The organism is Coprococcus sp. AF38-1, assembly GCF_003603945.1.
In the GTDB taxonomy this organism is placed as follows: domain Bacteria; phylum Bacillota; class Clostridia; order Lachnospirales; family Lachnospiraceae; genus Coprococcus; species Coprococcus aceti.
In genome coordinates, this window is the sequence record NZ_QVGO01000004.1 from 386,472 (window position 1) to 407,512 (window position 21,041).

At 46.7% G+C, this 21,041-nt stretch carries 20 protein-coding genes; 13 read left to right on the plus strand and 7 right to left on the minus strand.

Features of this window, described 5'->3' with window-relative positions; all coding sequences use genetic code 11:
- Positions 1 to 131: 131 nt before the first annotated feature.
- Positions 132 to 2,333, minus strand: a complete 2,202-nt coding sequence (locus tag DW025_RS07965; RefSeq protein ID WP_119999495.1) for an InlB B-repeat-containing protein — start codon at positions 2,331 to 2,333, stop codon at positions 132 to 134.
- Positions 2,334 to 2,467: 134 nt separating this feature from the next.
- Positions 2,468 to 3,472, minus strand: coding sequence for an aldose 1-epimerase (locus tag DW025_RS07970; RefSeq protein WP_015534480.1), 1,005 nt, complete (start codon positions 3,470 to 3,472; stop codon positions 2,468 to 2,470).
- Between the two features lie 218 nt (positions 3,473 to 3,690).
- Between DW025_RS07970 and DW025_RS07975 the strand changes: the two genes are divergently transcribed.
- The 11 genes from DW025_RS07975 (at position 3,691) to DW025_RS08025 (ending at position 13,571) form a co-directional block, all read left to right on the plus strand.
- On the plus strand, positions 3,691 to 4,668 hold the full coding sequence (locus tag DW025_RS07975) for a hypothetical protein (protein ID WP_119999497.1): 978 nt from the start codon (positions 3,691 to 3,693) through the stop codon (positions 4,666 to 4,668).
- Between the two features lie 15 nt (positions 4,669 to 4,683).
- A complete protein-coding gene (locus DW025_RS07980; protein ID WP_119999499.1) occupies positions 4,684 to 5,160 on the plus strand; it encodes a DUF4358 domain-containing protein in 477 nt (158 codons plus the stop codon).
- Positions 5,161 to 5,443: 283 nt separating this feature from the next.
- The gene (locus DW025_RS07985; RefSeq protein WP_119999500.1) at positions 5,444 to 6,007 is read left to right on the plus strand and encodes a flavin reductase family protein; all 564 of its coding nucleotides are present in this window, start codon (positions 5,444 to 5,446) and stop codon (positions 6,005 to 6,007) included.
- A gap of 47 nt (positions 6,008 to 6,054) precedes the next feature.
- Positions 6,055 to 6,936 carry a 4-(cytidine 5'-diphospho)-2-C-methyl-D-erythritol kinase gene (gene ispE, locus DW025_RS07990; RefSeq protein WP_119999502.1) on the plus strand — a complete coding sequence of 294 codons (882 nt, stop codon included), beginning with the start codon at positions 6,055 to 6,057 and terminating at the stop codon, positions 6,934 to 6,936.
- A complete protein-coding gene (locus DW025_RS07995; protein ID WP_015534484.1) occupies positions 6,936 to 7,607 on the plus strand; it encodes a GntR family transcriptional regulator in 672 nt (223 codons plus the stop codon). Before ispE ends, DW025_RS07995 begins: the two co-directional genes overlap by 1 nt.
- A 151-nt stretch (positions 7,608 to 7,758) precedes the next feature.
- Positions 7,759 to 9,249, plus strand: a complete 1,491-nt coding sequence (locus DW025_RS08000; protein ID WP_117549998.1) for a spore germination protein — start codon at positions 7,759 to 7,761, stop codon at positions 9,247 to 9,249.
- 383 nt (positions 9,250 to 9,632) lie between these two features.
- Positions 9,633 to 10,826 carry a hypothetical protein gene (locus tag DW025_RS08005; RefSeq protein WP_133302882.1) on the plus strand — a complete coding sequence of 398 codons (1,194 nt, stop codon included), beginning with the start codon at positions 9,633 to 9,635 and terminating at the stop codon, positions 10,824 to 10,826.
- A complete protein-coding gene (locus DW025_RS08010; RefSeq protein WP_238051636.1) occupies positions 10,819 to 11,349 on the plus strand; it encodes a hypothetical protein in 531 nt (176 codons plus the stop codon). The genes DW025_RS08005 and DW025_RS08010 overlap by 8 nt, the downstream gene beginning before the upstream one ends.
- 87 nt (positions 11,350 to 11,436) lie before the next feature.
- The gene (locus tag DW025_RS08015) at positions 11,437 to 12,489 is read left to right on the plus strand and encodes a D-alanine--D-alanine ligase family protein (protein ID WP_022217335.1); all 1,053 of its coding nucleotides are present in this window, start codon (positions 11,437 to 11,439) and stop codon (positions 12,487 to 12,489) included.
- A gap of 31 nt (positions 12,490 to 12,520) precedes the next feature.
- Positions 12,521 to 12,943 (plus strand): DUF1934 domain-containing protein, encoded by a 423-nt coding sequence (locus DW025_RS08020; RefSeq protein ID WP_119999506.1) that lies wholly within the window; start codon positions 12,521 to 12,523, stop codon positions 12,941 to 12,943.
- Between the two features lie 10 nt (positions 12,944 to 12,953).
- The gene (locus DW025_RS08025) at positions 12,954 to 13,571 is read left to right on the plus strand and encodes an SAM-dependent methyltransferase (RefSeq protein WP_119999508.1); all 618 of its coding nucleotides are present in this window, start codon (positions 12,954 to 12,956) and stop codon (positions 13,569 to 13,571) included.
- Here DW025_RS08025 and DW025_RS08030 read toward each other — a convergent pair.
- The 4 genes from DW025_RS08030 to malQ all read right to left on the minus strand — a co-directional run bounded on the left by DW025_RS08030 (position 13,554) and on the right by malQ (position 17,363).
- Positions 13,554 to 14,336 (minus strand): CPBP family intramembrane glutamic endopeptidase, encoded by a 783-nt coding sequence (locus DW025_RS08030; RefSeq protein ID WP_119999510.1) that lies wholly within the window; start codon positions 14,334 to 14,336, stop codon positions 13,554 to 13,556. The two genes, DW025_RS08025 and DW025_RS08030, sit on opposite strands and share 18 nt — an antisense overlap.
- 23 nt (positions 14,337 to 14,359) lie before the next feature.
- A complete protein-coding gene (locus DW025_RS08035) occupies positions 14,360 to 14,923 on the minus strand; it encodes a hypothetical protein (RefSeq protein ID WP_015534491.1) in 564 nt (187 codons plus the stop codon).
- Positions 14,924 to 14,993: 70 nt separating this feature from the next.
- Positions 14,994 to 15,734 (minus strand): lysophospholipid acyltransferase family protein, encoded by a 741-nt coding sequence (locus tag DW025_RS08040; protein WP_118017010.1) that lies wholly within the window; start codon positions 15,732 to 15,734, stop codon positions 14,994 to 14,996.
- Positions 15,735 to 15,794: 60 nt separating this feature from the next.
- Positions 15,795 to 17,363 carry a 4-alpha-glucanotransferase gene (gene malQ / locus DW025_RS08045; protein ID WP_119999512.1) on the minus strand — a complete coding sequence of 523 codons (1,569 nt, stop codon included), beginning with the start codon at positions 17,361 to 17,363 and terminating at the stop codon, positions 15,795 to 15,797.
- 551 nt (positions 17,364 to 17,914) lie between these two features.
- On the opposite strand from malQ, the gene pncB reads away from it, so the two are divergent.
- Entirely contained in the window at positions 17,915 to 19,156 is a 1,242-nt protein-coding gene (gene pncB / locus DW025_RS08050; protein ID WP_118757878.1) for a nicotinate phosphoribosyltransferase, read from the plus strand.
- Between the two features lie 116 nt (positions 19,157 to 19,272).
- A complete protein-coding gene (locus tag DW025_RS08055) occupies positions 19,273 to 20,151 on the plus strand; it encodes a DegV family protein (RefSeq protein ID WP_119999514.1) in 879 nt (292 codons plus the stop codon).
- Between the two features lie 233 nt (positions 20,152 to 20,384).
- Here the strand turns inward: DW025_RS08055 and DW025_RS08060 are convergent, their stop codons facing one another.
- Complete coding sequence (locus DW025_RS08060) at positions 20,385 to 20,999, minus strand: Maf family protein (protein WP_119999516.1); 615 nt, start codon at positions 20,997 to 20,999, stop codon at positions 20,385 to 20,387.
- Positions 21,000 to 21,041: the final 42 nt, after the last annotated feature.

A 21,041-nucleotide genomic window follows, 5' to 3' on the forward strand; every position in this document is an offset into this window, starting at 1 on the left:
AAGAATGGGTCCGACGCTCTGGGCGATGTCTTTTATGGATGCCACGGTCGTTTCTTATGTTCATGCTGTTACCTACCTTCAGTCTATGCCGCTGACTATTCTGACGTGCTGCCTTATTGAACTTTTCGGTATTATTTCTTCTTCATACCTGAAATTATGATTATCACAAACGAGATTAGAATGGTCGCAAGCACTGTTATAAGGATTATGAGCTGAAGGTTATGTACCTTACTCTTACTCTTATCAGTGGAGGAGTAGCTGCCCACGGTGAGTGTGCTCTTTTCTGTTGTGACCTCAGTGGTCGTCTCGGTTGTGGTACGCTCTATCGTGGATATCTCAGTTGTGGTCGCCTCGGTCGTCACAGGGGTAAATGTATTTCTATACTCTGTGGTGACCTCGGTCGTACTTGCCGTTGTCGCCTCGGTTGTGGCTCTGGTAGTTGTCTGTGTGGTTGTGGAAGTCTTCTTCTTGGACACTGTAAATGTTGTCACAGCATCTCCGGTCTTGGATCTGATGGTTATGGTGTGGCTTCCGACCGAGAGGGATTCAAGATAGCTCGTCTTGAGCTCGATTATGATGCTTCCCTCTTTCTTGTTGTAATATGAAGGGTCAAGTTCCTTGTCATCTATGAGGACACAGACAAAGTCAGCGTACTCAGCGTTCGATCTGAACTTGATAGTGTTCTTGCTGGCCTTGCTCCATTTGCTTCCCTTGCCGCCGATGATCTCGGGTGCTGCCTTGTCGATGACTGTGTCAGCCTTGCTTATCTCCTTTGTACAGCCCTTGTTGCTGAAATATTTCTTGCAGGCTGAGCAATACCAGTATTCTATATTGCCCTTGCTGGAGGTGGTTGCTGCTACATAATCAGTTTTCTTAAGGTCTGTGTGGTTCGTTGTGCTGAGTTTGCCGTAGCTCTTGCCGCACACAGAGCACACTGCCTTCTTCTGGCAGGTTGCGGTTCCACCGGAGCAGTCCTGGATGACCTTATATCCACAGCCCTTGTTCTTGCACTTGCGGGAGTGGGTTTTGCCGTTGCCATCACTTGTCCAGTTGCCGAGGTCGTGGCTGCTCTTGCCCTCCACGACGATCTCACCGCAGTAGCGGCATTTCTGAGGTGTCGTGCAGTCACCGTCGTCGGTTTCTGCGGTGTGTTTCTTGTTTACTGTTACAGTCAATTTGGTTTCATTTCCCGCCTTGTCGGATACGATGATGGTCTGCTCACCATCTGTGGCTTCCAGAGCAAGTGAGTGATCGTCGTCAAGGGGTTTCTCCTCGCCGTTCACTGTGACCTTTGCCAGATGGGATTCCTTCACGGTCATCACGGCTGACAGGCAGTAAGTCTCTCCGTCGGCGATTCCTGTGACCTTTGGCGCGTGTGTGTCGATGATGAAACCATCTGTGGATAAGTATGTTGTTTTGCCGTCCTCTGATGAAAGCTTTGCGTATACAACATATTTGCCCTCGTCCTTTATGGAAAATGATTTCTTATACTCGGTAAATGTTGCTGCACCCAGATCGTCCGATGACAGAGCTGAGTCGCTTATCAGGTAGCCGACTGTGATGGAAGGGTCGGAGTTGTTGTCACAGGTGATGGTAACCTTCTGGGCCTTGTTGTAATACTGCTCAAATGATGATACATCTTGGAGACCGTTCCAGCTCTTATCGCCCATGCTGATGGTGCCTGTAGGAGCAGAGTCTGATTTCCACATCGCATAAAATACCAGGTTTCTTTTAGCCGATGAGTCATCAGTATCGGAATACTCATATCCGTTATCTGCCGCCTTCTCAAAGGAAGAGGTGTATATGATGTTCACGGTCTTGCCTGATCCGTCGGACTTCGTGTTCCAGCCCTTGAACTCATAGCCCTCACGGGTCGGTGGGTAGTCGTTCAGTGCCACGCCATATCCTGATCCTGCTACATCAAAGTCATATGTTCCGCTGTCCGCATCTCCGAGCTTGCCTCCATTTGCATTCAGTGTGAAGGTGAGCCCTGAACCGGAGAAGCTGTCCTTGGTGTACATCGCTGTCAGCTTTATACGGTTTGTAGACTGGAAGTATGATGTGTCAATGCTGGTGACCTTTGTCTTGTCGTTGTACCATCCTGTGAATGTAAAGCCGTCTTTCTCCGGCTTGTACTTTGACAGGTCAACAGTCGTAAATTCTGCTGATGGGCTGCTTATCACAGTGGAAGTCTCCCCCGATAACTGTCCTCCTGCTGCATCAAACTCCAGATAGTATGTGTCTGGATCGTCGGTATCTTCTGCAAATGCTGTGAAGCATGTCATACAGAACATTGCCGCGAAAACTAGTAAAAATCTAAGTATCTTTTTCATAGAATCCCTCCTTGCATATGGTATTATAATAATTTTATTATACCGGGGGGAGAAAAACAACGAGACAGGGGAAAAATTAATAATATGAAAGAACGGCCTCCGACGGGAGACCGTTCCATAGAAAATGTCATGTTTTATGCCATTGTGAATATTCTTTCTTTTACTGTCTTGGACTCGCCTGGAGCAAGCTCTGTGTAGCCTGTGATCTCCGGTGCTCCTGAGAGATTTGGAGCGTCAATATTCCAGCTCATTGGCTCAGGACAGAAGTAACCCTTGTCGCCGTGATCGTTCCACATGATCCAGAACTTCATTGTGTCGTCAACCTCATAGCAGACCTTCTTGCCTGTGGCAACATCAGTTGCGTATACTCCGTAGAAAGGCTTGCCGTCTAGCTCGTTCATCTCCGCTGTGTAGAGATCGTTGTCGATGTCCTTCAGAACAGGTACCATGGTTCCGTTCTTGTACTGGAGATCGTAATCTGTTATAGGAAGGTTCTTCTCTGTAGGGATAGCGTGCTCATCAAGCTCCCATTTGTCTCCAACAGGTACACAGAGACGTACATCCTCGCCCTTTCCTGTGCTTGTGAAAGGCCCCTTGAATGCAACGTGGTTACATACGCCGTATGGCATCTGCTTGTCGGAGAGGTTGGTGAGTGTGAACTCGTAGTGCATACCGTCCGGAGCAAGAGTGAATGTGAAGTCTGCTCTGAAGCTCACAGGGTATGTAGCGAAAAACTCATCCTTCTCATCATATACATATGAAGTCTTGCCGATGGCCTTGTCTCCATCCACTGACACGCTCTCTATGCTGTGGTTTCTGAGATGAAGGAAACCGTGGAGATGGTTGCCGAGAGGATCATTGCATGGGAAATGATACATGGCATCGGAGGTTCTTAAGTTGCCGTGTGACAGTCTGTTAGGGAGATACAGGGTAGGCATTCCGTAGATCTCTGCTGCTGCTTTGAGCTGTGCAGGAGTCAAGGAAGGATCGTTCCTGAATATATCAATATCCAGAGCGGTGTTCTCCATCTTCATAATGTTGCTTCCGTTAAATGGTGCGATCAGTGCACGGTAATCGCCTGATATAAGTTCAATACAAGTCTCGCCCTTGTAGTCTATTGTACGTGCTGTAGTGTTCATCGTGTTCTCCTCTTCTATAAATATGTTGTGTTTAAGTTGTATGCTGAAATCCACAAAAACAGTGAACTTTCCTATGTAAAATAGTAACACGGAAAAAATTGTATGGCAACAATGAGGTTCACAAAACGCGGCGTTCTTGATTATTTTATCATTAATTGCTATACTATCATAGGATATTTTGCGAAAGACATGAAAGTTAGTTAATTCGGAGGTCGAAGGTGACTAAGAATAATAACACTGATTATAGAAAAAAGATATACAGACAGCGGCATCACCGCAGAATGAAACTCGTCGAGAGCGGAATAGGAGTGATCGTCGCAGTCATAATGATATTTGCGCTTGGACAGGGCAACCTGAAAAAGAATGTGAACGGTCAGGAGGAGTTCCAGCCTGAGAGCGGAACATCGGCAGATATAAGTGAGAGCAGCAGTCAGGATATGTCATACAGTGACACGGAGGAGGCTGCACAGCAGTATCTGGCAACTGCGGAGGATGCGGCCATTCCGGATCAGAGAAATGGTCAGTATGTACAATTTGTCAATTACACCAACCCTGATGTGAGCGGCAAGGGAGCGGACAAATATGACAGCAATATATACATGCCGGCGAATGCTACGGATGACCAGTATTTCTCGACATCTCTGCTCATAGGTGATTCCAGAGCCGAGGCGCTGGGACTGTACAGCGGTGTAGATAACTGGGATATGTGTGTGGCGAAGAATCTGGACATAGAGAAGGTCGCTAATACCAAGATGTTCACCTGCGATTCAGGAGAACAGTGTACGGTTGTCGAGATGCTTGGCATGAAGAGCTATGAGAATATATACATTTCATTTGGGCTTGAGGAGCTTTCGTGGTATAACAAGCGGTACATGTCGGCCTACAAGACTTTACTGGATCAGATCTCCCAGTTACAGCCTGCGGCAAATGTATATGTGATGTCAGTACTTCCTGTATCGGCGGAGCTTTCATCAAAAGACCAGGTGTATAACAACCCGGGTGTGGACAAGCTCAATTCTCTCATGCAGGAGATGTGTGGCAGCTACGATCAGGTGATCTATCTCGATGTGGCTCACAGCGTGTCTGTGGATGGTGTTCTGCCGGAGGATGCGGGAATAGATGGAAAACATTGTAATAAGAAATATTGTCTCAAGATGATGGACTACATCAGAAAGAACGTGTATGTCAGAAGATAGTGGAGACGGAGGCATATGATAAAAAAAATAATATATTTGTTTGCATGCTGTCTGATGATCTGTTCGCTTGCGGGATGCGCAGGAAATGGAGACGACGAGGCAGATACGCCGGATGTGCACTCTCTGGCTGATATGCTCATGCAGAACGTGAAGTTTGAGGATTCCGTGGAGGAGGTCTCCTCTGAGACGGCGCTCAGATATTATGGTATAGACAGCGCTCAGGTGCAGGACAGTGCAGTGTACATGTCAACGGGAGCCACCGCCGAGGAGCTCGCAGTATTTCAGGCGTCGTCAACGGTCGATGCCCAGGGCATACTGGCGGACATGAAGAAAAGACGCGACTCACAGTTGCAGATGTACCTTGATTACAAATCGTCGGAGACCGCCAGACTTGATGATGCGGTTCTGTATGTGCATGATACATTTGTGGTATACATGGTGTCCGATGACAGCGAAACGGCACAGGGAATAATAAGTGATTATCTGGAATGATCTTCCGGGTGATCATTTTTTTTGTCTGCATTTCCTTGTGTAACACCGGGACAGATCATTCATATTATAGTAATAAATCCGCTGTCAATAAAATAAGATAAATAAAGAGCGCTGTATGCGGTTGTAATTTTATGCACTGGCATGTATTATTATGTATAATGTATACAATATACAAAATACGAACAATTGACAGCTTGAGATATCAGCACTGTGGTGCGTTGCGCCACAGTGACTGAAAGTGGCTGAAAATGAGTTGAAGGTCAATAGAGAAAGAGGTATAGACATGGCAAAACAGAATTGGAAACCAGGAAATATGTTGTATCCGGTTCCGGCAGTTATGGTGAGCTGCCAGAGACCGGGAGAGAAGCCAAACATAGTGACGATAGCGTGGGCCGGTACCATATGCAGCGATCCTGCAATGGTGTCCATATCGGTGCGTCCGGAGAGATATTCCTACGACATAATCAAGGAGACAGGAGAGTTTACCATAAATCTCGTCACTGAGAAACTGGCATTTGCAACTGATTATTGTGGTGTGAAGTCAGGAAGAGACGTGGATAAATTCAAGGAGATGAACCTCCATGCATGTGACGGCGTGAATGTGTCATGCCCGGCTATAGAGGAGAGTCCGGTGAACATAGAGTGCAAGGTAAAGCAGGTAGTTGAGCTTGGATCCCACCACATGTTTATCGCTGAGGTGGTCGGAGTCCAGATAAGTGATGAATACATGGATAAGACCGGCAAATTCAACCTCAACAGCACGGGACTTGTCGCATATTCACATGGAGAGTATTTTGCACTTGGCGACAAACTCGGCAAATTTGGATATTCTGTTAGAAAAAAGTGATTGCAGGCTGAAAAGCTGCAGGGGAAATGTCACGGACAGGAGAGAAAATGGAAATATCATTAAAGGCATATGGAAAGATAAACCTCGGTCTCGACGTGGTCAGGAGACGCGAGGATGGATATCATGAGGTGAAAATGATCATGCAGACGGTCGATCTGTGGGATGAACTGACATTTTGCGATGTCACCACAGACGAGATCGTTATAACATCGGATTCGTCGGAGCTGCCGGATGTGAAGGATAACATCATATACAAGGCGTGCCGGATGATGAAGGATATATATGGAATAGACAAAGGCGTTCATGTGGCTGTGGATAAGCACATACCGGTTGCAGCCGGAATGGCAGGGGGAAGCGCTGATGCAGCGGCAGCCCTCAAGGCGATGAATATGCTGTTTGGACTGAACCTTTCCGATGAACAGCTCATGGAACATGGAGTGAAGCTCGGCGCAGATGTGCCTTACTGTATCATGCAGGGTACGGCACTCTCGGAGGGAATAGGAGAGATCCTTACACCACTTCCACCTATGCCGGACTGCCTGATCGTCATAGCGAAGCCGGCGATCGGAGTGTCCACAAAATGGGTATACCAGAACCTGAAGGTGGATCTGCTGGAGGAGCATCCAGATATCGATGGCATGGCGGATGCACTCAAGACCGGAGATCTGAAGGGAATAACAGACAGAATGGCAAATGTGCTCGAGACGGTTACGATACCTGCAAATCCTGTGATAGATTCAGTCAAGAAGCTCATAGCGGAGAACGATTCCATGGGAGTGCTCATGAGTGGCAGTGGGCCGACAGTGTTCGGAATATATGACAACAGGGATAAAGAACTGGCACAAAGGGTAGTAGATATGCTGCGTGAAAAGGACGAGATACAGGCTGCGTATGCCGTCAGCCCGTATAACATAAGAAGAGGTATGTGATGGATCTTAGATTGAATATGGATGAGTACCTGCCTCTTCGAGAGGTAGTGTTTAAGACTTTGAGGAATGCTATAGTTCACGGTGAGTTTGAGCCGGGGGAGAGACTTATGGAGGTCACTCTTGCGAAGAGGCTTGGCGTAAGCCGTACCCCTGTCAGGGAGGCCATGAGAATGCTTGAGCTTGAAGGGCTTGTGGTCATGATCCCGAGAAGGGGAGCAGAGGTTGCCAGGATAACGGCAAAGGATCTGAGCGATGCGCTTGAGATCAGGATGGCGCTTGAGGATCTTGCGGCAGGGCTTGCCTGCAAGAGGATAGACGACGAGGGAAAAGAGCGGTTGAAGCAGTCCTATGCCGACTTCAAGAAAGCGGTAAGCTCCAAGATAATCCCGGAGATAGTAGATGCGGATGTTGCATTTCACAATACTATAATGGACATGACGAACAATCCGAGACTGATCAGCATGTCCCAGAGTCTTCGTGAGCAGGTGTACAGATACCGCGTGGAGTATGTAAAGGATTTCAGCTATCACGACAAGCTTATAGCGGAGCATGAGGCTCTCATGAATGCGATAATAGCCAGGGATGAAGAGAAAGCCAAGGAGATAACCCGTATACATATATACGATCAGGAACAGATCGTGATCGCAAATGTTGTCATAGCACAGAAATAACAATATGCATAATAATAAATACCTGTATAAGAGGCGGAATGCGTGAAAACGTGTTCCGCCTTTTTATGTGTATGTCTGAATAAAAACACATCCGTTGGACAAGATAGATTACAGGAGATAAACGGTATGTTGGAGGTGTTTACGGCGGACGATGGCTTCAATCAGTAAAAAAATAGACGAAAACATCACGCAAATTGAGACAATGTTCGGTAACTGGAGCGATATCGTGGAGCGAAGGTTTGATCTGGACCGCTGTGCCTGGGGAGATGATCCGGCAATATACGTGGTGTATATAGATGGACTGTGCGATCATGAGTTGATTGAGAACACATTAATAAAACCAATAACCTGGGAATGGCGGAATAAAGACACGGCAGATCTGTGGGAGCATATAATCTCCTGCGAGGGTCAGACGGCGGATTATACCCAGGAAAGTGACATGGACAACGTTGTCAGGGCGGTTCTCAGGGGGGATACGGCCATATTTGTATCCGGGAGCGATCAGGCAATAGTAGTGTCATCGAAACATTTCCCTGTGAGAGGTATAGAGGAAAGCTCCACCGAGGGAGGAATGAGAGGGCCGAGGGACAGCTTCAATGAGAACTTTAGGACATCCACAGCTCTGATAAGGAGAAGGATCAAGGACGTACATCTGAAGCTGGAACAGGGGACAATGGGCGTCAGATCCAGAACAGAGTACGGGATATTCTATATGGAAGATATAGCGGAGCCTGAGCTGGTACAGCAGATAAGGGACACCATCGATAAGTATGAGATAGATGCGGTGTTTGACAGCGGTATGGCTGAACATCTGATGGAGAAGAAATGGCAGGAGATATTTCCGATATACCAGGCGACCACAAGACCTGACAAGGCGGCCGCGGCTCTGGTGGAGGGCAGGGTTGTCGTTGTGTTTGACAATTCCCCTGAGGTCATAATTGCTCCAGCCACCATCAACACTCTGTTTCAGACGGCGGACGATTATTATAACAGATGGCCGGTGGCGACATTTGCCAGAATGATAAGGTATGTGGCAGCGTTCATTGCGGTGGGACTACCGGGACTTTATATTGCGATCACCTGTTATCACAGGGAGCTGATACCCGACAAGCTTCTGTATGCGATAGCCGATGCGAGAAGCCAGCTATCGTTCCCCGTTGTAGTTGAAGTGCTGATAATGGAGCTTTTGTTTGAATTGCTCCGGGAGGCCGGGATACGACTGCCGAGCCAGCTTGGAAATACGATAGGAGTGGTTGGCGGTCTGATAGTTGGTCAGTCAGCCGTGGAGGCGGGGATAGTCAGCACCATGGTTGTGATAGTTGTGGCACTCACGGCTATAGCTTCATTTGCCATTCCGAATGAGGCGTTTGCGTCTGTTTTCAGATTGCTTAAGTTCGTAATTATAATCACCAGCGCACTTTATGGAATACTTGGATTTATCCTTGCGATGCTGGTTCTCGTGTTTCATCTTGCATCCATGGACAGCTTTGGCGTGCCGTATATGTCCCCTGTCGTGACCTGTGGATACACTGGCGAGGGATATAAGGACTTTGTTGTCCGCGCGCCTATAAAGAAAATGATCAACAGACCTAAATGGAGCAATCCTGACGAGCGGCGCAGGTTGGTCAGAAAGAGAAAATAGATATGAATGATAAATATAATGTGACGTTTTCTGCCTTTTTTAAGATGGCTTTGCTCGTTTTGCCGGGGATGATAACTTTTGTGGCTACATTAATACCCTCATATTTTGGAAGAAATTGCCTGATTTTGTCACTTTTTTTGATGCTATGCATGGCTTTTGCTTACGTGATAGCACTATATATTGTATACATGAAGATTGATGAGAGAGGGAACAGCGAAAGCGGTAAAGTCAAAAATAGGACTATTGCATTGATTTATGGGGCAAGAACTGCCGTTAGGATGGGCTTGCTGCTGTTTGTCCTTGCCGAGTGTTCCAGGCAGTTGATGTTGAAAAGATACACGGTAATTGCTATCTCAATCCCCTTGTTGCTTGCATGTCTGTATATGGGTAGCCGTGGCACAAGGGGGATGGTCAGGTTTGCGGAGTCCGTGTTCTGGTTCGCTGTCGCGGCGGGGGCTGTGGTCATTCTGTCTTCTGTGAGTAACCTTGATCTGTCAGTGCTTAAGACTGTGACTGAGATAGGAGACGAGGGCGGGGCGAATCTCACCATAAGCCGTGTCATGGCTAGGGGAGGACTGCTTTTTCTTGGATTCTCGGCTATGGAGACGGTGGTGCTGGTGTATATACACGTCATTCGGAGGCGAAGAGGAATGTTGTGTGCAGCCGTAGGCACAAGTACCATAATAGGCATTATCTGTTCGATAATTGTGATATGTACACTGGGCACGGGTGCGCTCATGACTAAGGAGAAAAATATACTATATATAGTTGGAGCCATGGAACTGCCTGGCGGAGTGAAGCTCAGGCCGCTCATGCTGGTGTGTTACCTTGTCATCGTGTTCGGTGTGATGGCACTGGTTCCAAACGTCATAGGTGGATGGGGCGCTGTGGACAGACTGGGTGTTCGGCACAGATGGCCGTGGAAGACATTGTGGGCAGTCCTTGCATTTGCCGTATGCCTGTGGGCCGGGATGCTGCCCGGACAGCAGGACCGTATAAAGATCATCTCCGGATATCTTATTCTGGTGGATGTACCCCTGTCGATAATATTGCCGGCGGCATCACTTGCCGGGAAATGGCCTGTAAAAAAATCTGCCGGACTGGCGGCGGTGTTATTGCCGGCGTGTATATTGAGTGGGTGTGAATACAAGCCGGTGGAGGATGTGGACTATGTGAATGCGGTCATCATAGAGCGCAGCACGGAGGAGCCTGCCGGCGGCGGGCTGAGATACAGTCTGGTCATAACAGGACTGGACGACGATGAGGATTCCCTGACCGAGGAGGGGGTGTACCAGGTGGACGCCGGCTCATTTGCCGACGCTTGCAGAAGTTATAATGAGAGTCATGCGAAGTCCCTCGATACGAGTCATGTGGAGTATATAGTAGCGGAGAATACCCAGGTAATGAACGAGGCTGCAGCCGAACTTGAGAAGGAATTTGCTACAAGCTATGTGACTGTGGTGATAGAACAGAATATACTGGAGAAATCCGGGGATAACAATACAAATGAATATCTTAAGACACACTATGAAGGCCAGTGTCTGGCGACATACGCGAGAGATGGGATAGGTGAATAGAGACTTAGATGATCAGGAGGTATTGTTTATGTGGAGAATGTTCAGGGCGGCCATACTGGGTGTCCTCATAGGAATTGTCGGCGGTGTGATATTTGGACAGGTTTCTTATGTGAAGAAATATAAGGATAAGGTGTCGAGGGAGATAATGGCGGATGCGGTCATGTACAACAATTCACTGGATGACAGTGGAAGGGTCATAAGGCTTAAGGTCGATTATGATGGCGATATGAAGTCTGAGGATGAGAGAGATGAGCTTGAGAGCTATGTGGGCAACACAGTCATGAAGCAGATCGGCATGTGGCTTGGGGACGACTACAATGAGAATCTGAGTTATATACAGATGCGCCACAATCTTGTCATGGCGATGGAGGATATAAATGACATTGCCCAGAGCGCGGCAAATGCGTGGGGCGTGGATGCCGATGCAAACTCCGGATTTTCTTATGAGTATTTTGGCGATTCCGGGGAGGACTGTCCGCCCGGAATGTATGAGACATTATGTATAGATCTGGGGGATAAGTGACGTTGAAAAGTTGATTCCCAGGTGTTATACTTTGACCTGTGGTGTGCCCCGGGTGCACCGCGGATTAAAGTATAAGGAGCACATGTCATGGCTAAGGAAAATTTGGTTGTAATATTTGGAGGAAGATCATCAGAGCATGAGGTTTCATGTATATCGGTACAGACAGTTGCCAAGGGGGTTGATCTTGAAAAGTATAATATGACATTGGTTGGCATTACCAAGGATGGAAGATGGTTAAAGGCAGATAATATAGAGAGTATAGCGGATGGAAGCTGGTATGACAGCAAGGTCACAGCAGTGATCTCACCGGACACCAGAAGAGAGCTTATAGTTTTCTCCGATGCAGGTGTGGAGCGCCAGAAGGTGGACGTCATATTCCCTGTACTTCACGGTATGTATGGCGAGGATGGAACTATACAGGGATTGTTCGAGATGGCAGATATTCCATATGTTGGATGTGGCGTTCTGGCATCGGCAGCATCCATGGATAAATTCTATACGAAGATAATCGTTGATCACATCGGTGTTTCACAGGCGAGATTTGTACCTGTGCTTGCAGAGGATTTCAGCGACATAGACAGTGCTATGGACAGAGTTGAGGCTGAGCTTGATTACCCTGTATTTGTAAAGCCGTCAAAGGCCGGATCATCAAAGGGTGTAAATAAGGCGACTGACAGAGCAAGCCTTCTGTATGCGCTGAATGAGGCCGTAAAGCACGACAACAAGATCCTCGTTGAGGAGACGATAGTTGGACGTGAGCTTGAGTGCGGAGTCCTCGGTTACAAGGACAATACCAAGGCTTCGGGAGTTGGCGAGATACTTGCCGCTGCTGAGTTCTACGATTTCGATGCAAAGTACAACAATGCTGAGTCGAGAACGGTTATCGGCGCCGATATCCCTAAGGAAGCAGAGAATGAGATAAGGGAAGACGCTGTGAAGATATTCAAAGCACTTGACGGCTTCGGACTCTCCAGAGTGGATTTCTTCCTTGAGAATGGAACAAACAGAGTTGTATTCAATGAGATCAACACACTTCCTGGATTTACAGGAATAAGCATGTATCCAATGCTGTGGAATGCTCAGGGATACGATATAAAGACTCTCGTCACAACGCTTATTGAGATGGCAAAAGAGAGATAAATTTATAAAATTACATAGATTGGAAGTTTATATGGTAAAGAATGTTACTGTGACAGTAGTTGGAGAGCAGAGGACGAGCAGGGAAGAGAACAACGCTGAACCCATAGAGCTTGTTACCAGGGGAAGCCTTCATGAGAAGGACGGGGTATTTTACCTGAAATACGATGAGTATTATGAGGATCTTGAGAAACCGGCGAGAAATCTGCTGAAGTTTGACAAATTAGGACTTGACCTGACAAAGAAGGGCGAAGTCAGTGCTGCCATGTCATTCAGACCGGGAGAGACCAGAGAGGCATTTTATTCCACTCCGGTTGGTATGATGAATATAAGCATACTCACTGAAGGCTATCAGCTCGTGGAGACGGAAAAGGGGCTTGGTCTGGTCGTGGTGTATGTGATGGATTATGGCAATGAATGTGTATCGTTTAATGTACTTAGGATAACCGTGGAGTGAGGATAGATATATGGATGACGAGAAGGCGTTTGATGATTTTCTGTCTATAGATACGACGCTGTGTATAGGTGCGGAGCAGCCCACAGAGGAGAATAATATATATCAGGCGACTTACTACAGGGATCTTGTGACCCTGTTCAATGCCGTGTCCATGGAGCCGGAGGATACACTTGTTGACTTTGGCTGCGGACTGGGGCGTGTGTTGTTCTATGGCAACTCAAGACATTACTGCCGCGCCACGGGTATAGAGGCGGATGCTGACATATACGAGAAGCTTCTGGAAAATGCCGCGGGTTATCAGAGCAGATTTTATGATCAGGAAGACAGGATGAACTTCTATAACATTCCGGCGCAGGAGTATGAGGTCGCAGATGAAGATAATTATTTCTATTTCTTCAATCCGTTTTCCCCGGAGGTGTTCAAGAAGGTCATAGACAATATAATAGATTCCGTGCGCAGGACACCGAGAAATATATATCTGATGCTGTACTACCCGACATTTGAATATCAGAGAGTCATGAGGGACAGCAGGTATTTTGTGCTGAAGAATATCATCAAGCTGTCAGGATACGAAGAGGATCCCGATGAGAAAGTGTATGTGTATCACATGTCAAGATACTTTGTGTGATTTGCCACTTCGGCGCAGCAGCAGATATAGGGCGATGAAGCCTGCGGCTGACGAGATACCAGTTGCAAGTATACAGCCTGTATGTGACAGTGCAAATGGCAGCATCCCGGTGAAATAAGAAGATACGTTGATCGTTATGTGAAGAAGGATCGATGGCAGCAGGGAAGACGTCCATGTGGCGAGCAGCGCGAGAAGGATTCCCATGGGAAGGGCGTAGCAGAACTGGACTAAATTGCCGTGATAAAGGGCGAACAGCAGCGTTGATAGCAGGATGGCGATGGCATCTGAATGTCTGCATGTAAATGCACGTCTGGAAGAACTCAGAGAGATTCCTCTGAACACAAGCTCCTCACAGACCGGTGCAAGCAGCATGACTGTTGTAACTCTGAAGATACCATTGTTTAGAGAGAATGATGAACGAACCATGTCTCTGTAACTGCCGAGAAGCTCTGGACGATGGAGTTCAATGGCGTTCAGTATTCCGGTCGAAAAGAACTGCAGGCTGAGGCCTGTTATGACAATAAGTATAAAAACACAAAAACAGAACAGGAATGAGAGTGATCTCGTTCCTGTTCTGTTTTTATTGTTACGGTTATCTCCTGTGGTGAATACCCAAGGATATACATGATGTATATATCCGCAGAAAATAATTATTATAACACATGATACCAGAGATGATGGAATAAGCCCCTGGACAAAAGTTATGCATATCGGTGCGAGTAAAGCTATTCCAAGTTCGCGGAGGTTAATATGACATTTCTTCATAATGGGAACCTCCTTTCAAGCTGTTACATCTTCTGGATCTTTTTAGCTCTCTCTTTTTCCTCCTTGGCCTTAGCCTTGGCTGCGGCCTTCTGCTCCTTGCTGAGCTTTGACTCGGCTACATCCTTGTCGTACATATCCTGATACTTTCTCTGCTTTGCACGAAGCTTCTCACCAAAGGTCTTCTTGCCCTTCTTCTCCTCGATCTTACCACGAACATTCTTGACGCTCATGATATAGATACCGCTGACCATAGCCTTTACCTCTCCGCGGACAGGCATCTGATCATATATACCGTCATCACAGATAAGATTCATGATCTGAGGTCCGATCTTGGCCTTTACTATAGGCATCTTGGCCTTCTGGTAACGCTTTGGTGTCTGTTCCATTACCATCTTAGGCAATCCGGCATCCTTCATAGGGAGCATCTTCTTGTCGATGACAAGCATCGTCACAGGCTGTGCCTGTTCCTTCATCATTTCCTTCTGTGCAGACTGCTTTTTCTGAAGCTTATTGCCCACTATGTATAATGCAATAAGACCTCCGATAAGTATAACTGCAACTATTATCAACCATACCCACCATGCCATGTTTAGTTCCTCCTGATTATATTTAGTTATTGGTGTTTTGTCTTGCCGTGATCAGATTATTATAGTCTGATCACTTTTTTGTTGCAAGGGGAAGATTCTTAACCCTTGCTTCCTGAATGAGTGCCGGAATGGTTTCAAGAACCTCCTTGCGCTCCTTTGGCTTCAAGCCATTTATGTCGATAGGGTCAAGAAATTCGATGACCACCTTGTGACTTCTGATAAAGTTGTGCTTGTTGGCCTCCATGATATTGTCTGTTCCGCATATGGATACAGGTACGATAGGACATCCGGCCTTCTGTGCGATCTTGTATGCTCCGTCCTTGAAAGGAAGAAGTTCTTCGCCGTCATTTCTGTGTCCTTCAGGAAATACCATCATGGAATGTCCGGATTTTACGATATCAGCCGACTGCATGATAGTCTCCAGTCCCTTCTTCAGGTCGGATCTGTCAAGGAATGTACATCCTATGTCCTTCATATACCATGGAAGGATAGGAACCTTCAGGATTCCGTCCTTGGACATAAATCCCAGAGGTCTGTCCAGTGCGTTGTGACAGCACAGTATATCAAAGAAGCTTCTGTGGTTGCCGACAAACAGAATAGGCTGATCCTTCGGTACCCGTTCCAGACCTATGACAGTGCACCTAGCACCGCATATGAACATGACTATTCCAAAGAAGCCTTTGACCAGCTTCTGGGCATGGCGGTACGCCTTTTCCTGATCCTTCTTAGCCAGAAGGTACAGATATAGGTGATACGGAGTACACAGGATGATGCCCAGAAAGGCAAATAAATATGCAAATATTGTTCTCAATATTATAATTCTCCTTATGCTATTTTAAATGTTCCAGCATTGATTTGACTCATCGTATGATTACTTCTCCTCAGAATCCTTCTTCTCCGGTATTGGAGTATATCTTCCATAGAGCTTTGATGTCTCAAGAAGCCTGTCTGACAACTGCTTGCTCAGGTCTGAGGCTTTGAATCTCCATGCCCAGTTGCCCTCTCCAACGCCTGGCGTGTTCATACGTGCCCATGAGTCGAGCTTTAGCACGTCCTGCATAGGAACGATGGCCATGTTGGCAACAGAAGAGAAGCATGCTCTTATCATAACCCAGCAGATATCACTTGCATCAGTGCTGTAGTATCTTCTGAGCTTATCCTTTGAAGCCTCATAAGCCTGCGTATACCATCCAAGGGTGGTGTCGTTGTCGTGTGTTCCTGTATAGCATACACAATTAGGTGTATAGTTATGTGGAAGGAAGTCGTTCTCGTTTGGATTTTCAAATGCAAACTGAAGGATCTTCATTCCAGGAAGTCCGAATTTGTCTCTGAGTTCTATGACTGAATCATCTATCTCGCCGAGATCCTCGGCGATGATAGGAAGATGGTAGCCGAGATTAGCTTCGAGCTGTGTGAAGAAGTTCAGCCCTGGAGCTGGCTTCCACTCGCCGTTGATGGCGGTCTCCTCACCGTAAGGCACTGCCCAGTAACGGTCAAATCCTCTGAAGTGATCTATCCTGAGGAAATCTGTTACTGTGAGCTGATATTTGATTCTCTCTATCCACCATGCATAGCCTGTCTCGGTATGCTTTTTCCAGTTGTACAGAGGGTTGCCCCAGAGCTGGCCGGTAGCTGAGAAGTAATCTGGTGGTACACCTGCAACCTCGATAGGGTATCCCTTTGAATCCAGCAGGAACAGTTCCTGATTGGACCATACGTCTGCGCTGTCCCATGCGAGGAATATAGGTGTGTCACCTACTATACTGATTCCGAAATCATTTGCATATGTCTTGAGGGCCTGCCACTGCTCTGTAAAAAGGAACTGGAGGAAGTTGTAGTAGCCGATGCCGTCTGCAAGCTTCTTCTTCCATGTGGTCTTCTGCCTTGCGGTCGGCTTCTTCAGTGAATCATCCCACATGTACCAAGGCATTCCCTCGTGCGCATCCTTGCCTGCCATGAACAGAGAGTAGTCAGCAAGCCATGATGTATTCTTGACAAATGCATCGAACTTTGCCATGAGATCCTCGTCTCCTGACATATCATCTGCATAGTCAGTGTCGATAAATCTCTCGTACGCTTTCTTCAGAAGGCCAGTCTTGAATTCTATAAGTGTTCCATAGTCGATCTTCTCAGGATCCCAGTCAGGCATAGCTGAGAAGTCCTCGTCCAGAAGTAACTTCTTCTTTCTGAGGTAGTCGATATCGATGATAAGTGGTTGTCCTGCAAATGCTGAAAATGGCTGATAAGGTGAATCACCAAAGCCTGTGTGACCGAGTGGAAGCACCTGCCACAGATTTAATCCTGAAGCTGCAAGAAAGTCGATAAACTGATAAGCGCCCGGACCCAGATCTCCGATTCCATAAGGACTTGGGAATGATGTCGGGTGAGCCAGAATGCCGGCGTACTTCTTAGGCTTTTTTTCGTTGTTCTGCTCTAACATAATCTATCCTCTTTTCATAATATGTAAAACCACAGAGCCATGCCACCTCACAGTCTCTTACGAGCCTGTTCGGCTGGTGTGCCCTGCGGCATTCAGAGCCATGCCACCTCACAGTCTCTTACGAGCCTGTTCGGCTGGTGTGCCCTGCGGCATTCAGAGCCATGCCACCTCACAGTCTCTTACGAGCCTGTTCGGCTGGTGTGCCCTGCGGCATTCAGAGCCATGCCACCTCACAGTCTCTTACGAGCCTGTTCGGCTGGTGTGCCCTGCGGCATTCAGAGCCATGCCACCTCACAGTCTCTTACGAGCCTGTTCGGTGCGGCGTATCCGCCGTATAGCACAATATAAGAAATGCCTTGTTCATGCAAGCATGACAAGCCACTTCTTATATTGTGCTGCATGGCTCTGAACGGTAACATTATACAATACTATGTGTGATAGTTGCAAGGTAATAGTGCTTGACAGCGGGCTGTGTGCTAACTTATTATAAGTGGAAGTATTTTAACTTGCGTATACTTCCGTATTTCCGTGATATATGGCGGTTAAGCCGTATGTGTGGAGCGGATAAAAAGAGAAAGAAGAGTATAAAAATGGAAAGAATAATCACAAGCCTGCTTGAAACGGATATGTACAAGTTTAGTATGGGACAGGCGATTTACCATCAGTTCAGTGACTATAAGACAACATGGTCATTCAAGTGCAGGAATACTGACGTGTTCTTCACAAAGGAGATGGTTGATGAAATCAAAAGACAGATACAGCTCTACTGTGATCTGAGATTTACAGAGGAGGAGCTTGAGTATCTGCACAATATCAAGTGGATAAAGGGTTCTTATGTTGATTTTCTGAGACTCTGGAAGGCAAGATATGAGGACTTTGAGATATCAGATGACGCTGAATGTGGACTGAAGATAGAGGCGAGAGGTACTTGGCTCAATACTTCCATGTATGAGATACCTACTCTGGCTATAGTGAATGAGGTCTACTTCAGAATGAACGATGACTATGATAAGCTGCTTGCATCATTCATGGAGAAGCTTGATGAGAAGGTCCGAAAAGTCGAGACCGGAGAGTATAACCTTGGAGCTTTCAGTGAGTTTGGACTCAGAAGAAGACTTTCGGCTGAAGCTCAGGAGCTTGCAGTCAAGGAACTCAGCAAGCGCAAGTATCCGGGTTCAACATTTGTCGGAACAAGTAATGTATATCTGGCAAGGAAGTATAATCTGGTTCCGGTTGGAACTATGGCGCATGAGTGGATCATGTGTGTTGGACAGGGTAATCATAAGCACAATCCTGCATATTCCAACTGGTATGCATTGGATGCATGGGTTAAGGAGTATGGAGTGCTGAACGGAACAGCTCTCACTGATGCCATCACAACAGATTGCTTCCTGAAGGATTTCCAGCTCACATATGCGACACTTTTCAGTGGGGTGAGACACGACAGTGGCGATCCTTATGAGTGGGGCGACAAGATGGTTCATCATTATGAGAAGCTTGGACTTGATCCAAAGACCAAGACACTTCTGTTCAGCGACAGCCTTGATTTCGAGAAAGCGGACAAACTCAACAGCTATTTCAAGGACAAGATCAAGGTTGCATTTGGAATAGGAACATATATATCCAACGATACGTGCGATGAACCGCTCAACATAGTTATGAAGACTACAGCATGTAACGGCATGGATGTTGCCAAGATATCTGATGATAAGGGCAAGGGTATGTGCAAGAACCCTGATTATGTTCATTATCTCAACAGATGTATCAAGTGGCGTATGGAGAATGATAAGTAAATTTTCATAAGGAGGGACCCACGTAAGTGGGAGGATTCCTTATGAAGCACGCAGACGCCGCGCGCAGCGCATTTTCATGCGTCTGCTCATTAGCAAAAAATGGAGTTTTGTGAATTATGGGAAAAATTATTATAATGACAGATTCTGCCAGTGACATTTCAGAGAATGAGGAGAAGGAGCTCGGCATCAAGATCCTTCCTTTCCCGGTTGTAATAGGGGGCAAGTCTTATCTGAGCAGAGTCGATTTTGACAATGAGGGCTTCTACAAGCTCATGGCAGAGAATGATGATCTTCCAAAGACATCACAGATCACAGCGTACCAGTTCGGCGAGGTGTATAAGGAGCTGGTGGAGCAGGGTTACACGGATATTATATATGTAAGCATCAACAAGGATGGTTCTGCCTCATATGCAAATGCGCAGATGGCCGCAGATCAGTTCGAGGAGGAATATCCTGAGTGCGCCGGAAAGTGCAATATATATGTATTTGACGGAATAGGCTACAGTGGACAGTATGGCTATCCGGTGGTTGTGGCAGCTAGAATGGTTCAGGAGGGCAGGGATGCCAGGGATATAGTGTGGTATCTGAAGGAAGAGCTTCCAAAGAGAAGGATATACTTCGGAATATATGGCCTCAAGTATGCAGCCAAGTCAGGAAGAATCCCAAGTGCGGCAGCTCTGGTTGGTGACGCACTCGGCGTGAAGCCTATCATGAAGATCTGGGCAAATGAGATCGTGACAGCTATCAAGTGCCGCGGCGAGAAGAAGCTCATGGCAAAGATGGTGGATGTCACAGTGGAAGAGATGGAGCCGGGTTCAGAGTACCAGATAGTATATGGAAACGATGAGACCGTAAGAGACGAGCTGACAGCCCGTATGACGGAGAAGGTTGGCTATGGCCCTTCAGATTACTTCCAGATCGGGGCAGCAGTTGCATCAAATGCGGGCCCGAAGGTCGTTGGAACTATCTTCAATGTGAAGAAAGAGCTTATGTAAGGATTCGTGTAGGAATTATTTCTTATGGCACGATGGCGGATAAAAGTCTTTGTGCTGTTTATCGTGGAATTTAATAATATGTGTATAAAATTATCCCTTTTCAAGGAAATTTTGTTGAAAAGATACAAAATCTCAGATTTTGTGCCTTTTTCAAGATATTTTCCTCAAAAAGGGATAATTTAGTGTCGTAAAATAAATATAATTGCCATTTAGAGAAAATATTTCCAAACCATTCAAGAAATCAAATCATCAAGCTCGTGATACACCCTTGCGAGTGGCAGTCCGACAACATTGTTGTAGTCGCCCTCAATTCCCTTGACGAACAGACCGCCCTTGCCCTGAATTCCATAGCTTCCGGCTTTGTCAAACGGCTCATTTGTGGCGAGGTACTGGATTATCTCGTCGTGGGATACAGGATAGAAGGTGACATCCGTCTTCTCATAGAATGAGCTGGATGACTTGGCTCTTCCGTTCACATATATCAGACACACGCCGGTGTACACCTGATGCGTCTGGTCGGACAGACTGTTCAAGGTGTTGTATGCATCGTCGTAGTCGTAAGGCTTACCAAGAATCCTTCCGTTCAGCGATACAACAGTGTCTGCGCCGAGGACAACGAAGCGTTCAGGAAGCTTTTTAACCCGTCTTACAACATCCTGGGCGATGATCCTGTTGCACACTTCATCTGCCTTCTTCTTAGCCAGAAGCATTACATATTCAGATGGAGCCATAGGTTCAAGATCTTCATCAGAAAGACTTGGACACACATCGAAGTCGTATCCCGCCTGGGTCAGAAGTTCCTTTCTTCTAGGCGATCCCGAGGCGAGAATTATCTTTATGTTAGTCATATGCTATATCTCTATACTTTCCTAAAATAATTTTGTACAAAC